Raw genomic sequence first — 17153 nt, 5'->3', positions numbered from 1 at the left:
ATGAGCATGGAAATGATGCTGGCAACACATGAATTTCAGCAATGGCTGTACCGCGAGGCGAGTCTCTTGGACGAGATCGACTTCGACGGCTGGTTTGCCCTGATGCACAAGGATCTCAAGTACGTCATGCCGGTGCGCGTAAACAAGGAAGGGATGGAACGCCCTGACTATGCGACCGACATGTTTGCCTTCAACGACGATTACGAGCTGCTGAAGCTGCGTGTAGAGCGTCTGAAAACCGAATACGCCTGGGCGGAAATGCCGCCTTCGCGTACCCGCCGCAACGTAAACAATGTGCGCGTGATGGAATTCAAAGCCAATGAAAAAGCGGTGGTAAAAAGCTATTTGATGCTGTACCGCAGCCGCTCCACCGATATTTTCCACGACATTGTTTCGGGGGAAAGAACGGATGAATTCACCTATGTAGACGGCGAGTGGAAGCTGTCCAAGCGATTCTTCCTGATCGACCAGACGACCATCAACACACGCAACCTGGCTATCTTTGTATAGCGGTTAGGGAGGGTACAAAAATGGCAGAGCTATCGGGAAAATCCGTATATATCACAGGCGGGGCCTCCGGGATCGGTAGAGCGGTCGTAGAGGAATTTGTGAAGGAAGGCGCTTTTGTCACTGTATTGGACCGTTCGGCAGAAGGATTAAAAGAGCTGGAACAGCAATTCGGTGAAAAAGTGCGCACGATCACAGGGGACGTGACGATCTATGAGGATCATCAGCGAGCGGTAGAGACGGCAGTCGAAGCGTTCGGAAAGCTGGATGTCCTCATCTCCAATGCAGGGGTGTTCGATGCTTTTGCCAAGTTCGTCAATGTCACCCCGGAAGCAATGTCAGAGGCGTATGACATCTTGTTCTCCATCAATGTAAAAGGCAGCTTCTTTGCCGCCAAAGCAGCAGTGGAAGAACTGAAACGGACGAGGGGAAACATCATTTTCACCTTGTCCGGCGCCAGCTTCTACCCGGATGGAGGAGGGGTCTGGTATACAGCCAGCAAGCACGCCCAGCTTGGCCTGCTGCGCCAGCTTGCCTTTGAGCTGGCACCTGACGTCCGCGTCAATGCCGTAGCTCCGGGAGGCACACTGACGGCACTCTCCGTCATTGCGCCGTTGCGCCCGTTCGTCAATATAGTAGACAACGAAACCAAAGCGAAAAGCATTAAGACGCGCAACCCGCTGAAGATCGTGATGGCCTCGGAGGATCACGTCGGGGCCTACCTGCTGCTCGCATCAGACAAGGCGCGAGCGATCACCGGAGAGGTCATCTCCAGCGACGGAGGACTTGTGGTTCGCGGCTTGAGCTAGAGGAGGACTGGACCTTGAGTAACGCACTTTTGGGAACGAGCAAGCTGAACCAGATCTGTTTTGTCGTTCATGATATTGAGAAAGCGGCTGAGTCCTTCGGAAAGCTGTTGGGCGTACCCAAGCCGAACTGGTTTTTGACCGGAGACAGCTCCATCTCCAAAATCGTCTTCAACGGCCAGCCTACAGAAGCAAGAAACAAGCTGATCTTCATGGATACGCCTTCTGTCCAGATCGAGCTGATCGAGCCCGATCTAGAGCCAAGCACCATGCGCGAATTCCTCGACACAAAAGGCGAGGGCATTCACCATATGGCGGTCGATACAGAAGATATGAAAAAGCAATTGGCGATCCTGAACGAAGCCGGATACGGAACCGTGCAGACAGGTGAATTCACCTCCAGCAAGGGACGCTATGCCTACGTGGACACCGTCCCGAAATGCAAAACCATGGTCGAGCTGCTGGAGCGTGACGAGCCGCAGGCGATCCCGCCGGTGAAGGCCAAGGCAGAAGACATCAAACCTCTGCTAGGCAGTGATACAGTCGTGCAAATTGCGATAGTCGTCCACGATCTGGATGCCGCAGCAGACGCATACTGCTCTTTGCTTGGCGTTGAGAAGCCGAACGTGCTGAAAGAAGGCAAGCCGGAAGTGACACGCGTCGTCTATCGCGGTCAGCCGACAGAAGCAAAATGCCGTTTCCTGTTCATCAAAACGCCGTTGATCGAGATCGAGCTGATCGAACCAGGCGATTCGCCGAGCACGTGGAGAGAGCATCTCGACACCAAGGGAGAGGGCGTCCATCATATCGCATTTCTGGTAAAAAATCTGGATGAAAAGGTAGCAGAGCTGGAAGCAATGGGGTATCCGCTGATCCAAAAAGGCTACTTCTTCACAGGCAATGGCAAATACGCGTACATGGATACCGTATCGGACTATCACGTGATTATTGAACTTTTGGAGCGTTTTGAAGGATAAGAAATGCGTTATACCGGCATGCTCCCCCCCATTCCATGAGAGAGAGGGCAAAGCGGTGGCAAAAGAAGAAAAAGAACGATACAGTTCCAGTTCCCTGATGAGGGGACTGGAAATCCTGAGGCTGTTCCGACCCGAACAGCCTACTCTTTCCTTAGTCGAAATCGCCAATCAACTGGGTGTGAGCAGAACCACCCCGTTTCGTCTGTTGTTTACCCTGCAGCATATGGGGTACATCAGACAAAATGAAAGCACCAAGCGCTATGAATTGACACCGAAAGTTCTGGAACTTGGTTTCTCCTATCTGAACACCTTGCAGATCACAGAGGTAGCCCGGCCCTATCTGGAGCGCCTGCGCAACGAGACAGGCGGTTCCGCGCATATCGGGATTCTCGATGAGACGTCTGTCGTGTACGTCGCTTGTGAAACGGCCAGGGGCATAACCCGATTCGCTGTTGCAGTCGGCTCTCGTTTGCCTGCACATGCGACCGCCATCGGAAAAACCCTGCTGGCCTTCCAGCCCAAGGAGCAATGGCAGGAGCTGCTGCTCATCTCGGATCTGCATTCGTATACAAAAGACACGAAAACGATGATTGCCTCTTTGCTGAAAGAGCTGGAAGCGGTCCGCGCGCAAGGCTACTCCATCAGCAGCGGAGAGTTTGAGGCGGGGGTTCGCTCCGTGGCAGCTCCCATCTTTCATGAAAGCGGCGAACTCGTCGCTGCGATCAGTGTGGCTGCTCCCGAATCCATCCTGCCGCTCGACTATGTGACCAGCTTCGTCCTGCCCGCTATATTGGAGGCAGCAGACGAACTTTCCGCTTTTTATGGATACACGCCAGTCAAAAGGAGGGGATAGGATGTCACTGAAGACAGAATGGATCACGTTTTCGCAAAATGGAACGACGCATCGGCTCTATACAGCTCGTCCCGAGCGGGCCAAAGCTCCCTTGCCCGTCATCCTGGTGATCCAGGAGCTGTGGGGGACGGATGCGCATATCCTCGATTTGACAGAGCGTTTTGCCAAGGCGGGGTATCTCGCAGTGGCTCCCGATCTGTACGCTGTAGAGGGAAAACGCCCCGAGAGCTTGACAGAGGAGCGCATCGAGCAGATCAAGACTTTTCTGGATACGTTGGCACCTCCGTCCTGGCATGACCCGGTCGCGCGCGAAGCGGCACTGGAAAAACAGCCCGAAGAACTGCGTGAGATGCTGCGCGCTACTTTTACCGATCTGTTTGCCTACTTGAACAAATTGCCGGAATTGCTGGAAAGCCTCAAAGCCGTGCCAGGATTCCTGGCTGACTATGAGTGGAGCAAGGGCGAGAAAGTCGCCTCGATCGGCTTTTGCATGGGCGGAGCATTGTCCATCATGCTGGCCGCAGCCGAGCCCAAGCTTGCGGGAGCAGTGAATTACTACGGCCGCATGCCGGTGACCCAGGAGCAGGTAGAAGCCATCCAATGCCCGATCCAGGGATTTTTCGGAGAGCTGGATCCGAAAATCACTTCGCTGGTGCCCGCATTTGAAGATGCCATGAAGCAGGCAAACAAAATCTTCACCTACAAGGTGTATGAGGGAGCGCATCACGGATTCTTGAACGATACACGCGGCGGCTATCATGCGGACGCATCCCGTGATTCCTGGAAAGAGACAATTAACTTTTTTCATAAAGTTTTACAGTAAAAAAACGGAAGAAAAAACCACCCATTTTTCAAGTTTTCTACAATATATATGGGGTGGTTTTTCTTTTTGCGTGAATGATTGATTTACAAAGAATATTTTTACTATTTTAATCGTTTTCAATATTGACAAGGATGTGAATAAGCTTGTAACATATTGTTTATATGAAAAACGGTGTTTTTCATGCGAAACAATACTTTGATTGTTACAAGGGGGCATCATCGTGAAAAAAGGTTTGGGTAAAATCGCGTTCATCTTGAGCCTGGCAGTCGGTTTAGCAGCCTGTGGATCGGGCCAGACCAACCAGCCAGCACAACCAGCAGGAGAGCAAAAACCTGCTGAACAGACGGCATCAGCTGGAAACCAACCCGTAGAGATTAGATTGGGCGGCGGTTTTGCCTCAGAGGAACCTTTCTGGCTTATGCAGGTAGATCCTTCCTTAACACCTAATCAAGGAAAAAGCTACACCCTGAACATTACGCAATTCCGCGCCAATGCAGACCGACTGAACGCCTATCAAGCCAACCAGATCGACATAGCTTCCATCGGCCAAGGGGCGACCATGCTGGCGGCTTCCCAGGGAATCCAGTTGAAAGTCATCGGTTCCGTGGTCAAGGATTCGCCTGGCAAGGGCTTCAACACCAAGTTCATGGCGCTGAAGGATTCCGGCATCAAGAGCATGGCTGATTTGAAAGGAAAAGTAATCGGGATCCCTGACTTCAAGGCACCGACTGACCTTTGGGCGCGTGCAGCGGTTCGCTCCGCAGGCCTGGACCCGGATACAGATGTGAAATACGCAGTCATTCCGATTCCTTCCATGGGCGAAGCGGTAAAATCGAAAAAAATCGATGTCGGAGTATTCCCACAGCCATTCTTTGAAACAGCGAATGCGAGTGGCGAGTTCGTCGAGGTGTTCAATTCCAAAACAGGTGTGAACGTCGAGGAAGACTTCCTGGTCATGATGGCAAACCCTGACTTTGTAACGAAAAACGAACAAGCAATCAAAGATTTCTTGAGTGACTATACAAACACCGTCAAGTACTACGAGGAAAACGGCGAAGCAGCTCGCCAAAAATTGATCGATGCGAAAAAAGTACAAGCAGACCCAGCGCTGTACGTGAAAATGACGGATAACAATCGCTCCGTAGACGGAACCGTAAACATCGAAGCATGGGGCAAAATCCAGGAAATGCTGGTAGCAGAAAAATGGTTGGACAAGCCAGTCGATCCGAATACCATCATCGACATGTCTTATCTGCCTAAGTAAGCCATACTCGCAAAACATTGCGGCCCCTATTCCCTCATAATAGGGGCCGTTCACCTGTCTATTACCTAGCGAAGGAGAATCAGTGATGGAAAACAAGACACCGGCCATCGAGATCGAGAAATTGGGCAAGGTCTACACCAGAGGGAAAGAGGAAGTCACTGCTATCCAGGAGATCAGCCTGAAGATTCCGGAGGGGAAGTTTGTCAGCATCGTAGGTCCGAGCGGATGCGGAAAAAGTACCTTTTTGCATATTGTAGGCGGTTTCATTCCCAAGTCTAGCGGCAAGGTTCGGATTCGTGGGAAGGAAGTGGACAAGCCAGGTCCCGACCGCGGCATGATGTTTCAGGAATCTGCGCTCTTCCCATGGAAAAACGTGTTTGACAACGTAGCATGGGGATTGGAAATCCAGGGGATGGAGAAGTCCAAACGCGATGAAGTCGTCGAGCATTATCTCAAACTGGTGAATCTCTGGGACTTCCGCAAAAACCTTCCTTCCGAGCTGTCTGGCGGAATGAAACAGCGTATTTCCCTGGCGCGCGTCCTGGCTTTTAATCCCGATGTGCTGTTGATGGATGAGCCTTTTGGCGCATTGGATGCCCAGACCCGCGAGAAGATGCAGGTCGAATTGCAGCGCATTTGGCAGGAATCCAACAAGAGCGTGATGTTTGTCACGCATGATATCGACGAGGCCGTATTCCTGAGTGACATCGTGGTTGTCTTCAGCGGCCGTCCGGCAGTGGTAAAAGAGATTATCGAGATCGACTTCCAGCGTCCTCGCACGCTCGACGTGCATAAGACCCAGGAGTTCATGGATATCCGCAATCATATTTGGGACTTGCTTCATCAGGAACAGGGTACATCGGACGAGGAGGGAATGTGATGGATAAACGCCTGCAAAAGATTGCCGCGATCGAGATCGTGGTTCTCCTGGCCATTTGGCAGGCTCTTGCCAGTCTGGAATGGATACCCGCGTATCTCTCCAGCCCGTATGTGGTGGGCAGCGAGATGTGGGCCTTGATCGTCAGCGGCGAGCTGTTTACCAATGCAGCGTCCAGCTTGTACCGCTCGCTGGTCAGCTTTTTGCTCGTCATGGTGCTGGGGATTGTCCTCGGGATTGCGGCCGGATTTTTCAAACCGGTCGGGATCTTTTTCCAGCCCATCGTCGACGTGCTCAATCCCGTTCCGAAAATTGCGCTTTTGCCGATCTTGATGGTCTGGTTCGGGATTTCAGATACGACGCGAATCCTGCTGATTTTTTTAACCGCCTTCTTTCCTTGCTTCATTGCGACCAAGGACGGAGTGCATGGCGTCAAGCAAGTATTTGTCTGGGCAGCCGAGAATATGGGGGCCAGCAAGTTTCAGATCCTGTGGAAGGTCATCCTGCCTGCTTCCCTTCCGAAGATCTTCGACGGGCTGCGCGTATCGCTGGGCCTGACCTTCGTCATGATGTTCTCCTCGGAAATGATTGGATCGTCCAATGGCCTTGGGCTGGGCTTCATGATCCTCTTGGCTGACATGGCCGGGCGTACCGACCTGATGTTTGTCTCCGTTTTCTTCATTGCCCTGCTTGGCTTTTTATTCGATCGAATTTTGCTGGCTGTCCGTGCGCGATTGCTCTGGTGGTCGGAGAACAGGGGGTAGATCATCATGAAAAAAGGATGGAAATTTCTTATTGAATATCAATCGCTCATCTGGATCGTGGTGGCATGGGAGCTGGTGGTCTTTTTGCAAATCATGCCTGAGCGGTTGTTCCCTTCCTTGTCCAAAGTGCTTGTCGTTGCCTTTGAACTGATCACCACCGGGATGCTGTTGGAGAATCTGCCCATCACCTTGTTCCGCGTTTTTGCAGGGTTCGCCTTGGCTGCTGTCGTCGGCGTTCCGCTCGGGCTGTTGATGAGCCGCTCGAAGCTATTGAATGATCTGGTGCAGCCGATCTTCTCGCTTGGATTTCCGATCCCGCGTGTGGCGCTCTATCCGATTCTGGTGTTCATTCTGGGGCTGGGTTCCGCATCCAAGATCACGATGATTTTCCTGGAATGTCTGTTCCCGATCGTGCTGAATACCTATTACGGCTCGACCCGCGTAGGCAAGCTGTACCTGTGGGCCGCGCAAAACATGGGGGCCAATCGCAGCCAGGTATTTTGGCGCGTGCTGCTGCCTGCGACGATGCCTTCTATCTTTACCGGGTTGAAGATCGCGCTGCCGATGGCCTTTATCATTGCGATTTTGACAGAGATGATCGGCGCGACCGCAGGCATGGGCTATCTGCTGACCTACATGTCCGCCTCCCTGATGCAGGAAAAGGTACTGGCATGTGTCGTCCTGATTACGCTCGTGGGCTATCTGTTGAACCTGTTGATCCAGAAGATTCAGCGCAAGTACGTTTTCTGGCAGTAACAGGGCGGTTTGGAAACGCATACAAATGATGTTTTCTTACCATTTCGAATATTGACATTCAGGGAAAATGAGCATATAATAATTTTAAATACAAAACAATGTTTCTCATTTAAAACACAAACACTTGAGGAGGCATGAATCATGAGTGAACAAAACATCTCCATTGAAGAGTTTGAGAAAAAGTATGTAGCCCGTCTGGAAACAAGAAAATTGGACTATAACGCACTTTCTTTCCAAGAGCAAATCAGCCCTCACTACCGTCGTGCCCAATGCCGTTATATCGGTACTGGCGCGGTAGCTGCCGTAGATAGCAACGTGATCCAAGCTGAACACTTCACTTTGAGCAACATGTACCTGCCTGCAGGCTGCGAAGGCCCAATGCACTTGCATGAAGACGTAGAAGAAGTATTCTTCGTGATCAAAGGCAGCGTGACTGCCCGCGTACAAATCGGCGACACCATCCATGAGCTCAAATTGGGCGAGCGCGATTGCATCTGGACTCCTCCAGGCTACTACCGCGGTGTTCGCAACGACAGCGATGAAGAAGCGATCATGGCAGTTATGCTGGGTGCGGCAAAACCGCAAATTCCAACATACGAGCCAGGCAGCGCACTCGAAAATCTTCGCATTGAGCGTGCAAAAGCCAAAGCTGCTGCGGCTGCTGCTGAACAACAAAAATAATGACGGGCTCTTGCCTATCAGTATGAAAAGACGACCGGCATCCGCCGGGTCTTTTCATTTCACGCACCAAAAGACCAAGATGAGGTGATCGCAATGTCCGTGACGCAAGTAGGGTCGCTCAGCATCCACTATCGGTCAGCAGGAGAGGGCATTCCTCTCGTCCTTCTGCATGGCTTGGGCAATAACTCGCAGTCCTGGGCGAGACAGTACGCTGGACTGCAAGATGATTTTCGCGTGATCGGCTGGGATACTCCCGGCTATGGCCAAAGCTCCGATCCCGATCCGGAATTCCGCACCTTTGGCGAGCTGGCCGAAATTCTCAAAGGTTTTCTGGATTCGCTCGGCTTGGAGCAGGTATACTTGCTGGGTCACTCCATGGGCAGCACATTGGCAATGGAGTTCGCTTCCAAATATCCGCAATATCTGAAAGCCTTGATCCTGGCTGCAAGCACCCGCGGCGGTCGCGTCAATCCGGATACCAACGAGCAAAAACTGAAGAATCGTCTCCATAATATCGAGAACCTGCCGCCAGAAGAGCTGGCCGAACTGCGCACGCCCGCGATGTTTTCGCCTCACGCCGCGCCAGAGCTGGTCGCAGAGGGCAAACGGATCATGTCTCAGGTACGTCTGGCTGGTTATCGCTCGGTGGCGTATTCGCTGTTCAACGCGGATCAAACGCCGTTGCTCGCATCGATTCAAATGCCTACCCTATTGATCTGCGGCGAGGATGACAAGGTGACGCCCGTGCCGGAATCCCAAGTCGTGCACCAAGGCATCGCCGGCTCTACCCTGGAGCTGGTCCCACGGGCTGGGCATCTGGTCTATATGGAACAGCCTGAGACATTCAACTCGCTCGTTCGCTCGTTCATTCGGGAGCGCGAACAGGCAGCACAGAAGGGGGAAGCCTGATGAAAATCGGAATCATCGGCGGAGGAAGCATCGCGACCTTCCTCCTGCAAAGCATCAATGTCGAACGGACACTGCCCAACAGCACGGTCAAGTCTGTTTTGCTCCGGCGTCCCGAAGTAGCCGAAGAGTGGGAGAGCCGCTATGGAATCGACGGTTACCAGGACTTGAACGCGTTTTTGGACTCGGGCATTGACATTGTCGTAGAAGCTGCGACGGTCCAAGCTGTGCATGAGTATGCAGAGAAGGTCATCGCGAAGCGAAAAGATCTGGTTATTATCAGCGTAGGCGCACTGGTCGATCAGACGCTGTATCAAAATCTCCGTGAGGCATGCCGTCAGAACGGAACGCGCATCACGCTGCCATCCGGTGCGATTGGCGGCCTGGATGTCATTCATTCGGCTTATGCCTCTGGTCAGCTGGAGTCTGTCTCCCTGACCACCCGCAAGCCGCCGCTTTCCCTGATTGGACGAGAGGTGGAGACAGAGGAAGTAGTCTTTGAAGGAACGGCGACGGAAGCAATCAGCAAGTTCCCGAAAAATATCAACGTTGCGATTGTATTGTCGTTGGCTGGCCTTGGCAGTGACAAAACAACCGTCAAAATTGTCGCAGATCCGCAGGCGACGAAAAACACGCATTGTATCGAGGCGACTGGCGCTTTTGGCCGGATGAGCATCCAATTGGAGAATGATCCGATGCCAAGCAATCCGAAAACAAGCTATCTCGCAGCTCTGAGTGTGCTCTCTTCCCTGAAGAAGAAAACGGAATACATTTCGATCGGATAAGGAAAGACGGCTTCGCCCGAAAGCAGGGCGAAGCCGTCTAAGCCTAAAAGTTTCCAGTTCGCACTTGTTACGTGACCACAAGAAAGACTACAATAGGAGAGACCGCCTATTGCAAGTTTGCTAGTGAAAGGAGTAACAAGCGCTTATGTCGAAACCAGAAAAAGACCGCTATCTCTCCAATTCCCTGATCAGAGGATTGGAAATATTACGAATGTTCGATGCCTCGACACCGACATTGAGCCTGGTCGAAATCGCCGCCAAGATGGGCGTAAGCCGGACGGTTCCGTTCCGCTTTCTTTATACGCTGCAGTATTTGGGGTACCTCTACCAGGATGAAGTCACCAAGCGTTATCAGCTGACTCCGAAGGTGATGGATCTGGGCTTTGCCTATCTGAATACGATGCAGCTCCCCGATCTTGCGCGCCCTTACCTGGAGAAGCTGCGCGACCAGACGGGGGCTTCGGCGCATATGGGCATTCTCGATGGAAATGAAGTGGTCTACGTCGCGCGTGCGGCTACCAGCACCAGCTTTTCTACGCTGAATGTGATGATCGGCTCCCGCTTGCCTGCCCATGCCACCTCGATGGGAAAAGTTCTGCTCGCTTTTTTATCGGAGGAGAAATTGCAGGCTTTAAGCGAGAATACGAATCTGCCATCCTTCACCACCCAGACGAAGACCATGCTGCTTGATCTGAAAAAGGAGCTGGAGGAGATTCGGAAAAAGGGTTATGCCATCAGCAAGGAAGAATTCGAGATTGGCATTTGCTCGGTAGCAGTTCCGATCTTTGATCGCGATGGCGGAATTCTGGCCGCGATCAACGTAGCAGCGCCGACTAGCGTACTGAATCCGGACATGCTGGAATCACAGGTAGTTCCCGTGATTTGCGAAACGGCGAAAGCTCTGTCCGGATATGCCAGGTAAATAGCATTCGTTCATAGAGGGAAGAGGCCGTTGTCACGAGAGTGCTCAGCGGTCTTTTTTTATGATGCAAAAGAATCCCCCACTTCAAATTGTTGTCCTGAGTGGGGGAGCGTCCATTCAGCAGCCTAATAGCCGTCTGTCTTGTGACCCATATTTTCAGCGTCCTTAACAGCTTTGTCTGCTGCGGCAGAACTGTTGTGCTCGAGGCTTGCCTTCGCCTTTGCCAGCCCTTCCGAAACACGTTTCCCGTAGTCCGGGTCCGCTTTCGTGAAGTACTCGATCATTTTCTCTTGAATTTTGGGATTGCATATTTTAAGGGCATCCACCAAATTGGAGATCAATTCCTCGCGCTCTGCATCGTCGAAGGCGCGATACGTTTCGCCGGCTTGCTTGAAATCATTGGTGCGGTCAATTTTTTGGCGAACCACATTTGCATCGTAATGTGGTTCATGATCCTTTCCATTCTTCGGTGATTCCTGCAAGCCGCCCAGCACGGATGGCTCATAGTTGACATGGAGGTTTTGGCCGGGAGCGCGATCCAGCTTAAACTGCATTTGTCCGCCGCCTTGATTCGTCGCCACCCGTTTTTTCGGAGCGTTGATCGGCAGTTGCAGGTAGTTCGCGCCTACGCGATAACGCTGCGTATCCGAATAGGAAAAGGTCCGCCCCTGAAGCATTTTGTCATCCGAGAAATCGAGTCCATCCACCAGGACGCCTGTGCCGAATGCAGCTTGTTCCACTTCCATAAAGTAATCTTCCGGATTTTTATTCAAGACCATTTTTCCGACTGGCAGCCATGGGAACTGATCGTTCGGCCACAGCTTCGTATCATCCAGAGGGTCAAAATCCAATTCGGGATGCTCGTCATCGCTCATGATTTGGACGAACAGCTCCCATTCAGGATAATCCCCCCGCTCAATCGCTTCATATAGATCCTGTGTCGCGTGATTAAAGTTTTTCCCTTGAATTTGCTCGGCTTCCTTTTGGGTCAGATTGCGAATTCCTTGTTTGGGCTCCCAATGATATTTGACAAGGACCGCTTCACCTTCCTGATTCACCCATTTGTACGTGTTGACTCCAGAGCCCTGCATTTGACGATAATTGGCCGGAATCCCCCACGGAGAAAATAAAAAGGTGATCATATGCGTCGCTTCCGGTGTTTGGGAAACAAAATCAAACATTCTTTCCGGATCGGGTAGATTGTTTACAGGGTCATGCTTAAACGCGTGGATCATATCCGGGAACTTCATCGCATCACGAATGAAGAAGATTTTCAGGTTGTTTCCTACCAAATCCCAGTTCCCGTCTTCGGTATAGAACTTCACGGCAAACCCGCGTGGATCACGCAGCGTTTCAGGAGAGTGGCCGCCGCCAGCTACCGTGGAAAAGCGTACGAAGACAGGGGTTCTCTTCCCCGCCTCTTGAAATAATTTGGCTCTGGTATATTTCGAGATCGGCTCATCTCCCACTTTTCCATACGCTTCAAAATAGCCATGTGCGCCAGCTCCGCGTGCGTGAACAATGCGTTCCGGAATTTTCTCACGATCAAAATGTGAAATTTTCTCAATAAAATGGTAGTTTTCTAATGTGGATGGCCCTCTGTTTCCGACTGTGCGAATGTTTTGGTTATCGGAAATGGGATGACCTTGGCGGTTCGTTAATGTCATTTCACTTTCTAATGTGTGATCATTTTCTTTCATAACTTTTCCTCCTGTGCGTTTATATGGATAAGAATGTCCATTACCCAAGCAAATATGCATGAATGGCAGCAGCTGCCAGGGTTCGAAAAAAGTTTGGCAAATCCCATCTCGCATGCTATAATACACACTAAACAACTCGGAATAATATAAATTAAAACTCAAGCCTAGCGATGGGAGGAATCGGGTATGGCTGGCGTCCTTGTCGTTGGCGGGGATAAGGTAGGGGCAATCGAGACCATGCTGCAGGAGAAGGGATTTCGCCATGTGTATCACGTCTCCGGAAGAAAGAAATCGGAGGTGAAGGCGATGATCCCGGCGGACACGGAGCTGATCGTCGTCTTTATCAACTTCGTCAACCACAATCTGAGCAAAAATATCAAGAAGCTGGCGAAGCAAAGACAGGTCCCGATCGTCTTTTGCCGCAGGTCATGTGAGGCCTTATCCTTGTCCATGTACGAACCTGCGATCAGTTGAACATAGCCTCGTATACATAAGAAAAAGCAGAATCAAAAGGAGCATTCCCGCCGTGGGAATGCTCTCTTTGTTTTACAACTGATGGCAAGCGTCTCTAGATTGGCCGAGATTTCTGATGATAAGTTGAGGAATAAGCAGCAGCAGCGCAATGGAGCTGTACAGGCCAATCGTGTAGCTGGTAGCGTACACGAACCCAAATCCCTGATGAAAAAGGGAGGTGATCAGATGAATCAGCATGTTCGTAAAACAAAAGGCGTAGCTGCGGATCATCCAGTTCCGGTGCTGGTTGATCCGTTTTCGTTTGATGTGGACAAGCGCCACGATGGTGAGGAGCAGCCATAGGATATTTAGCGCATTAAACCCCATGCTGCTTATTTTTCCGCCTGTGGCGTAAGGTGCCATATACCCGGAGGTCAGCACGACAATAAGTACGGACAATACATACACGTAGCCGTTGATGCGATGAAGCTTACGGTATGTTTCTAAAATACGTTGCGAAAAGTTGAGCAACCCGGCCGCCATGGCAATGCAGGCGGAAGCAACATGAACGTACATCACGTTTAACCAGACGGGCAGGTTGAGTTCGCGCTTCAGTCCCGTTTTATGGCTTAAAAATTCCTCGGCTCTGGGATCGATGATAAAATTGTATACCAGGGCATAAAGGATAAATCCAATACTGATACAGGCTAGAATGCCGTATAATGCTTTGCGATTCTTCATGAGCTCCAAAAACCTCCTGGCTCCATCTTTATCATATTTTTCATAGCTTCCAGGTTAGGAAATCCGTATGCCCGTTAATCTGGAGGCAGGAAGGACACCAGCTTTAGCGATTCCTGTCATGTGATCTCCCTCGGCGGCAACTTCGAATTTCAGATTGAGACGCATTGGTTTCGTGATTCGCAGCGACCAGGCAAGCTTGTTGTCCTGCAGAACCGGATTCATAAATGTGACCGCCTCATCTCCTTGGAGCGCAGTGCCTTGGATTGCCCCATTCTTGGTTGTTATGGACAGCCGGACTGGAAGGCTTCCTACAGGTGTCACGATTATTGTATCCCACTCACCGTCAAAGACAGATGCCTGAGCGATATTGTGATGCTCAGTGCCGGAAGTCATCTTCGCGATGTTCGGCTCTTCGTCCTGCCACCTCTTCTGAGAGCTAGGCGCAATTCCTTTCTCTCGCCAAACCGTTCCCCTTCGCTCATATTCAAACAATTGCTCTACCGCGTGGGCGATGCGCGGACCAAGCTCGCGTTCCAGCAGATACAGAGCCACATCGAGTCCCGAGGTCACGCCGCCGCCGGAAACCAGGTTGCCGTCATCTACTACACGTGCCGAGACGGGAATGGCCCCGGCGGCTCCAAGTACATCCATCCCGAGATGATGGGTTACCGCCGGTCTGCCTTCCAGCAGCCCTTTCATAGCCAGCAGCAGGGAACCTCCGCATACCGTGGCGACCACGACGTCTCCTTTCCCGAGTGCCTGTTGGATCAAACGGGTCAATTCTGTATTCGCTGCCCGATTCAGAATTGCCGGGATCGAATCAGGACCATCTCCCTCGACATCACCGGCTGCACCGGGCACGAGAATAATATCCGCGCGTTCTGGATTCAGTCCTCCGGTCGCTTCTATTTGTAAACCATTGATCCCGCTCGTCACGAGCCTCGGCCCTTCGGCGGTGACGAATTCTACTTGTAATTCTTGTTCCGCGATTGTGGAAGCAGCGCAAAAAACCTCGTAAGGCGCCATGGCATCCAAAAGGTCGAAACCATCGAATAGTACGATTTGAACAGTAAGCATTCAGACATCCTCCTTTTCTGTGCTCGCCTCGAATGATAGCAATGGAATATCTCAAAGGATGTGGCAAGAGAATCACAAAATAGTAAACAAACCATCACAAAATGCGTGGTTCCGATAGTTCTTGCAGAAAAAATGATAGACTGGAAAAGCAAAGGTGGGATATTCATGAATGCTCTCAACACGATACTGGTTGTAGATGATGACCCTAGTATTGTTGAACTATTGCGAGACTTTTTGGAGAATGAACATTTTCACGTCATTACTGCTTGTGATACCGAACAAGCATGGGCAGCGTTTCAGCAGAGCGCCATTCATTGCATCATCCTTGACATCATGATGCCGGGTCAAAATGGCTTTGAGTTATGCCGTCGGGTTCGTGCGCAGAGCAATGTTCCGATCCTTTTCCTAAGCGCTCGCAGCGATGATGTGGACAAGATTCGCGGGCTGACTCTCGGCGGCGACGATTATATCGTCAAGACGGCTTCACCGGGGGAGATTATTGCCAGAGTAAAAGCAGTATTGCGCCGCTCCACTACCCAGCAGCAATCGAATGGAAGGATCGTAGAATATGGGCGTCTCAAAGTAAACCTGTCCACAAGAGAAATATTCGTGGACGGGAACAGCATCGTGCTTACACCGAGGGAATACGAGCTGTTTCGATTATTTGTGGAACACCCGAGACATGTTTTTTCCTATGAACAATTACTTGAGAAATTTTGGGATGGAGTAGGCGACAAGCATACGATCCGGGTTCATATCAGTCGGCTTCGCGAGAAAATCGAATCCGATCCGAATCATCCGCAATACCTGGTCAATGTATGGGGAGTAGGGTATCGCTTCGAGGGAGGTTAACATGAGAACACTTCGCATTCGTACGGTTTCCATGCTTTGCCTATTTTTCATCCTCAACATGCCGTGGTGGTTCTTTTTGACAGCTCATTTCATGGAAACAGGCACGCTGAGCTTTGCAACAAATCAGCCGCAACATGAGGTTTTTCAAAGACAGCAGACCGAAACGATGAACCTGATCCAAACCAACTCGGACAAATGGATGGATCCGAATTGGCAAAACCAACTGGATAGCCTGCTTCAGGAAGCAAAGCTGGAAGTGACGCTTTTCTCTGCGTCAGATCAAGAAATCTATCGCTCCAATCCAGAACACGATCATGCCTCGCAGTCAACGGAGCGGTTCACCATCATAGAGGACGGTCGTGTACTTGGGAAGGTTGTCATGTACGTGCCGAAATCAAATACGGTCCAAATCATTGCGGCGGTTGCTGGACTTTTACTGGCCTTTTTTATTGTCGCAGTGGTGATGAGAAGGCTCCTTCTAAAGCCTCTCGAGCAGATGAGCGTGGCGGCTAGACAAATTGCCGCAGGAGATTGGGATGTGCAGCTGCCCATGTCCAGGATCACCGAAATAGCCGAAGTCCGCGATGGATTTGAGGTGATGGTCAAAGGACTGCAAAAGTCGCATCAGAAACAAGTGGCACTGGAGGAAGAACGCCGCTTCATGATCGCGGCTGTCGCGCATGATTTACGAACACCGTTGTTCGCCTTGCGCGGTTATTTGGATGGTCTGGAACAAGGCATTGCCCAAACACCGGAAAAACGATCGAAATATGTGGCGGTTTGCAAGGAAAAAGCGGAGCAGCTGGGCCTGCTGGTAGAGGACCTTTTCACCTTTACCAAGATGGAGTATCTGGAGACGGAATTGAGCAGCAAGTCTGTTGATCTTGCTCTCATACTCCAGAAGTCGATTGACAGCTTGAACCCGCGTGCTCAGCAAAAGCACATCTCGATCACGAGCCATTTTGCAGAACCTTGCACCATCATCGGTGACACGCACTTATTGGAGCGAGCCGTGAACAATCTGCTGGAAAATGCCGTCAGACATACACCCGCCCATGGTGATATTGTTGTTCAATGCCAGAAAGAAGAGAAGAAAGTGATGTTTACGATACGTGATACTGGGCCGGGCTTCTCGTCGGAAGAGCTGCAACGGGTTTTTGATCCTCTTTATCGTGGCGATGCGTCCAGAAACCGTTCTACGGGGGGCAGCGGACTAGGGCTGACCATTTCGCAGAGAATTATGAGGCGGCACGGAGGGGATCTGGCCGCAGGCAATCATGCGGAGGGTGGGGCATTGCTGACGGGCTGGATACCTGTAACTGATCCGGACTAAAGGATGGATCCCGAGCGTCGGTCGTCTTCCCTGTTTTTTCATGATGGAGGACAAAAGAGAGAGGAATTCGACCCAT

General features: G+C 51.2%; 19 protein-coding genes. 16 read left to right on the top strand and 3 right to left on the bottom strand.

The annotated features are described in order from the left end of the window. The 13 genes from T458_RS47200 to T458_RS47145 all read left to right on the top strand — a co-directional run bounded on the left by T458_RS47200 (nucleotide 1) and on the right by T458_RS47145 (nucleotide 10921). The gene (locus T458_RS47200; protein WP_023558092.1) at nucleotides 1-510 is read left to right on the top strand and encodes an aromatic-ring-hydroxylating dioxygenase subunit beta; all 510 of its coding nucleotides are present in this window, start codon (nucleotides 1-3) and stop codon (nucleotides 508-510) included. A gap of 20 nt (nucleotides 511-530) precedes the next feature. Then, a complete protein-coding gene (locus T458_RS47195) occupies nucleotides 531-1316 on the top strand; it encodes an SDR family NAD(P)-dependent oxidoreductase (protein WP_023558091.1) in 786 nt (261 codons plus the stop codon). Between the two features lie 14 nt (nucleotides 1317-1330). Then, nucleotides 1331-2290, top strand: coding sequence for a VOC family protein (locus T458_RS47190; RefSeq protein ID WP_023558090.1), 960 nt, complete (start codon nucleotides 1331-1333; stop codon nucleotides 2288-2290). Between the two features lie 55 nt (nucleotides 2291-2345). Then, a complete protein-coding gene (locus tag T458_RS47185; RefSeq protein WP_023558089.1) occupies nucleotides 2346-3143 on the top strand; it encodes an IclR family transcriptional regulator in 798 nt (265 codons plus the stop codon). A gap of 1 nt (nucleotide 3144) precedes the next feature. Then, entirely contained in the window at nucleotides 3145-3966 is an 822-nt protein-coding gene (locus T458_RS47180) for a dienelactone hydrolase family protein (protein WP_023558088.1), read from the top strand. A 220-nt stretch (nucleotides 3967-4186) separates the two neighbouring features. Next, nucleotides 4187-5230: an ABC transporter substrate-binding protein gene (locus T458_RS47175; RefSeq protein WP_023558087.1), complete on the top strand. Its 1044-nt coding sequence runs from the start codon at nucleotides 4187-4189 to the stop codon at nucleotides 5228-5230. 85 nt (nucleotides 5231-5315) lie between these two features. After that, complete coding sequence (locus tag T458_RS47170) at nucleotides 5316-6110, top strand: ABC transporter ATP-binding protein (RefSeq protein ID WP_023558086.1); 795 nt, start codon at nucleotides 5316-5318, stop codon at nucleotides 6108-6110. Beyond that, complete coding sequence (locus T458_RS47165) at nucleotides 6110-6871, top strand: ABC transporter permease (RefSeq protein ID WP_023558085.1); 762 nt, start codon at nucleotides 6110-6112, stop codon at nucleotides 6869-6871. The genes T458_RS47170 and T458_RS47165 overlap by 1 nt, the downstream gene beginning before the upstream one ends. Nucleotides 6872-6877: 6 nt before the next feature. Beyond that, nucleotides 6878-7627, top strand: coding sequence for an ABC transporter permease (locus T458_RS0129140; protein WP_023558084.1), 750 nt, complete (start codon nucleotides 6878-6880; stop codon nucleotides 7625-7627). Between the two features lie 141 nt (nucleotides 7628-7768). Beyond that, nucleotides 7769-8308: a cupin domain-containing protein gene (locus T458_RS47160; protein ID WP_023558083.1), complete on the top strand. Its 540-nt coding sequence runs from the start codon at nucleotides 7769-7771 to the stop codon at nucleotides 8306-8308. 93 nt (nucleotides 8309-8401) lie between these two features. Beyond that, nucleotides 8402-9217 (top strand): alpha/beta fold hydrolase, encoded by an 816-nt coding sequence (locus T458_RS47155; RefSeq protein ID WP_023558082.1) that lies wholly within the window; start codon nucleotides 8402-8404, stop codon nucleotides 9215-9217. Next, the gene (gene nadX / locus T458_RS47150; protein WP_023558081.1) at nucleotides 9217-9999 is read left to right on the top strand and encodes an aspartate dehydrogenase; all 783 of its coding nucleotides are present in this window, start codon (nucleotides 9217-9219) and stop codon (nucleotides 9997-9999) included. Before T458_RS47155 ends, nadX begins: the two co-directional genes overlap by 1 nt. A gap of 145 nt (nucleotides 10000-10144) precedes the next feature. Next, the gene (locus tag T458_RS47145; protein ID WP_023558080.1) at nucleotides 10145-10921 is read left to right on the top strand and encodes an IclR family transcriptional regulator; all 777 of its coding nucleotides are present in this window, start codon (nucleotides 10145-10147) and stop codon (nucleotides 10919-10921) included. A 125-nt stretch (nucleotides 10922-11046) separates the two neighbouring features. On the opposite strand, the gene T458_RS47140 is transcribed toward T458_RS47145, so the two are convergent. Continuing rightward, nucleotides 11047-12621: a catalase gene (locus T458_RS47140; protein ID WP_023558079.1), complete on the bottom strand. Its 1575-nt coding sequence runs from the start codon at nucleotides 12619-12621 to the stop codon at nucleotides 11047-11049. 186 nt (nucleotides 12622-12807) lie between these two features. Here T458_RS47140 and T458_RS47135 point away from each other — a divergent pair, with 186 nt between their 5' ends. Then, on the top strand, nucleotides 12808-13095 hold the full coding sequence (locus T458_RS47135; protein ID WP_023558078.1) for a DUF2325 domain-containing protein: 288 nt from the start codon (nucleotides 12808-12810) through the stop codon (nucleotides 13093-13095). 72 nt (nucleotides 13096-13167) lie between these two features. Here the strand turns inward: T458_RS47135 and T458_RS47130 are convergent, their stop codons facing one another. Together T458_RS47130 and T458_RS47125 are read right to left on the bottom strand one after the other, a co-directional pair. Next, nucleotides 13168-13815, bottom strand: coding sequence for a DUF2306 domain-containing protein (locus T458_RS47130; RefSeq protein WP_023558077.1), 648 nt, complete (start codon nucleotides 13813-13815; stop codon nucleotides 13168-13170). Nucleotides 13816-13869: 54 nt separating this feature from the next. Then, entirely contained in the window at nucleotides 13870-14892 is a 1023-nt protein-coding gene (locus tag T458_RS47125) for a DJ-1/PfpI family protein (RefSeq protein WP_023558076.1), read from the bottom strand. 165 nt (nucleotides 14893-15057) lie between these two features. On the opposite strand from T458_RS47125, the gene T458_RS47120 reads away from it, so the two are divergent. Continuing rightward, complete coding sequence (locus T458_RS47120) at nucleotides 15058-15744, top strand: response regulator transcription factor (RefSeq protein ID WP_023558075.1); 687 nt, start codon at nucleotides 15058-15060, stop codon at nucleotides 15742-15744. Between the two features lies 1 nt (nucleotide 15745). Continuing rightward, nucleotides 15746-17077 carry a sensor histidine kinase gene (locus tag T458_RS47115; RefSeq protein WP_023558074.1) on the top strand — a complete coding sequence of 444 codons (1332 nt, stop codon included), beginning with the start codon at nucleotides 15746-15748 and terminating at the stop codon, nucleotides 17075-17077. Nucleotides 17078-17153: the final 76 nt, after the last annotated feature.

This window comes from Brevibacillus panacihumi W25 (assembly GCF_000503775.1).
GTDB lineage: Bacteria > Bacillota > Bacilli > Brevibacillales > Brevibacillaceae > Brevibacillus > Brevibacillus panacihumi_A.
The sequence above is the reverse complement of the archived record's forward strand: the minus strand, read 5'-3'. Positions and strand labels throughout refer to the sequence as shown.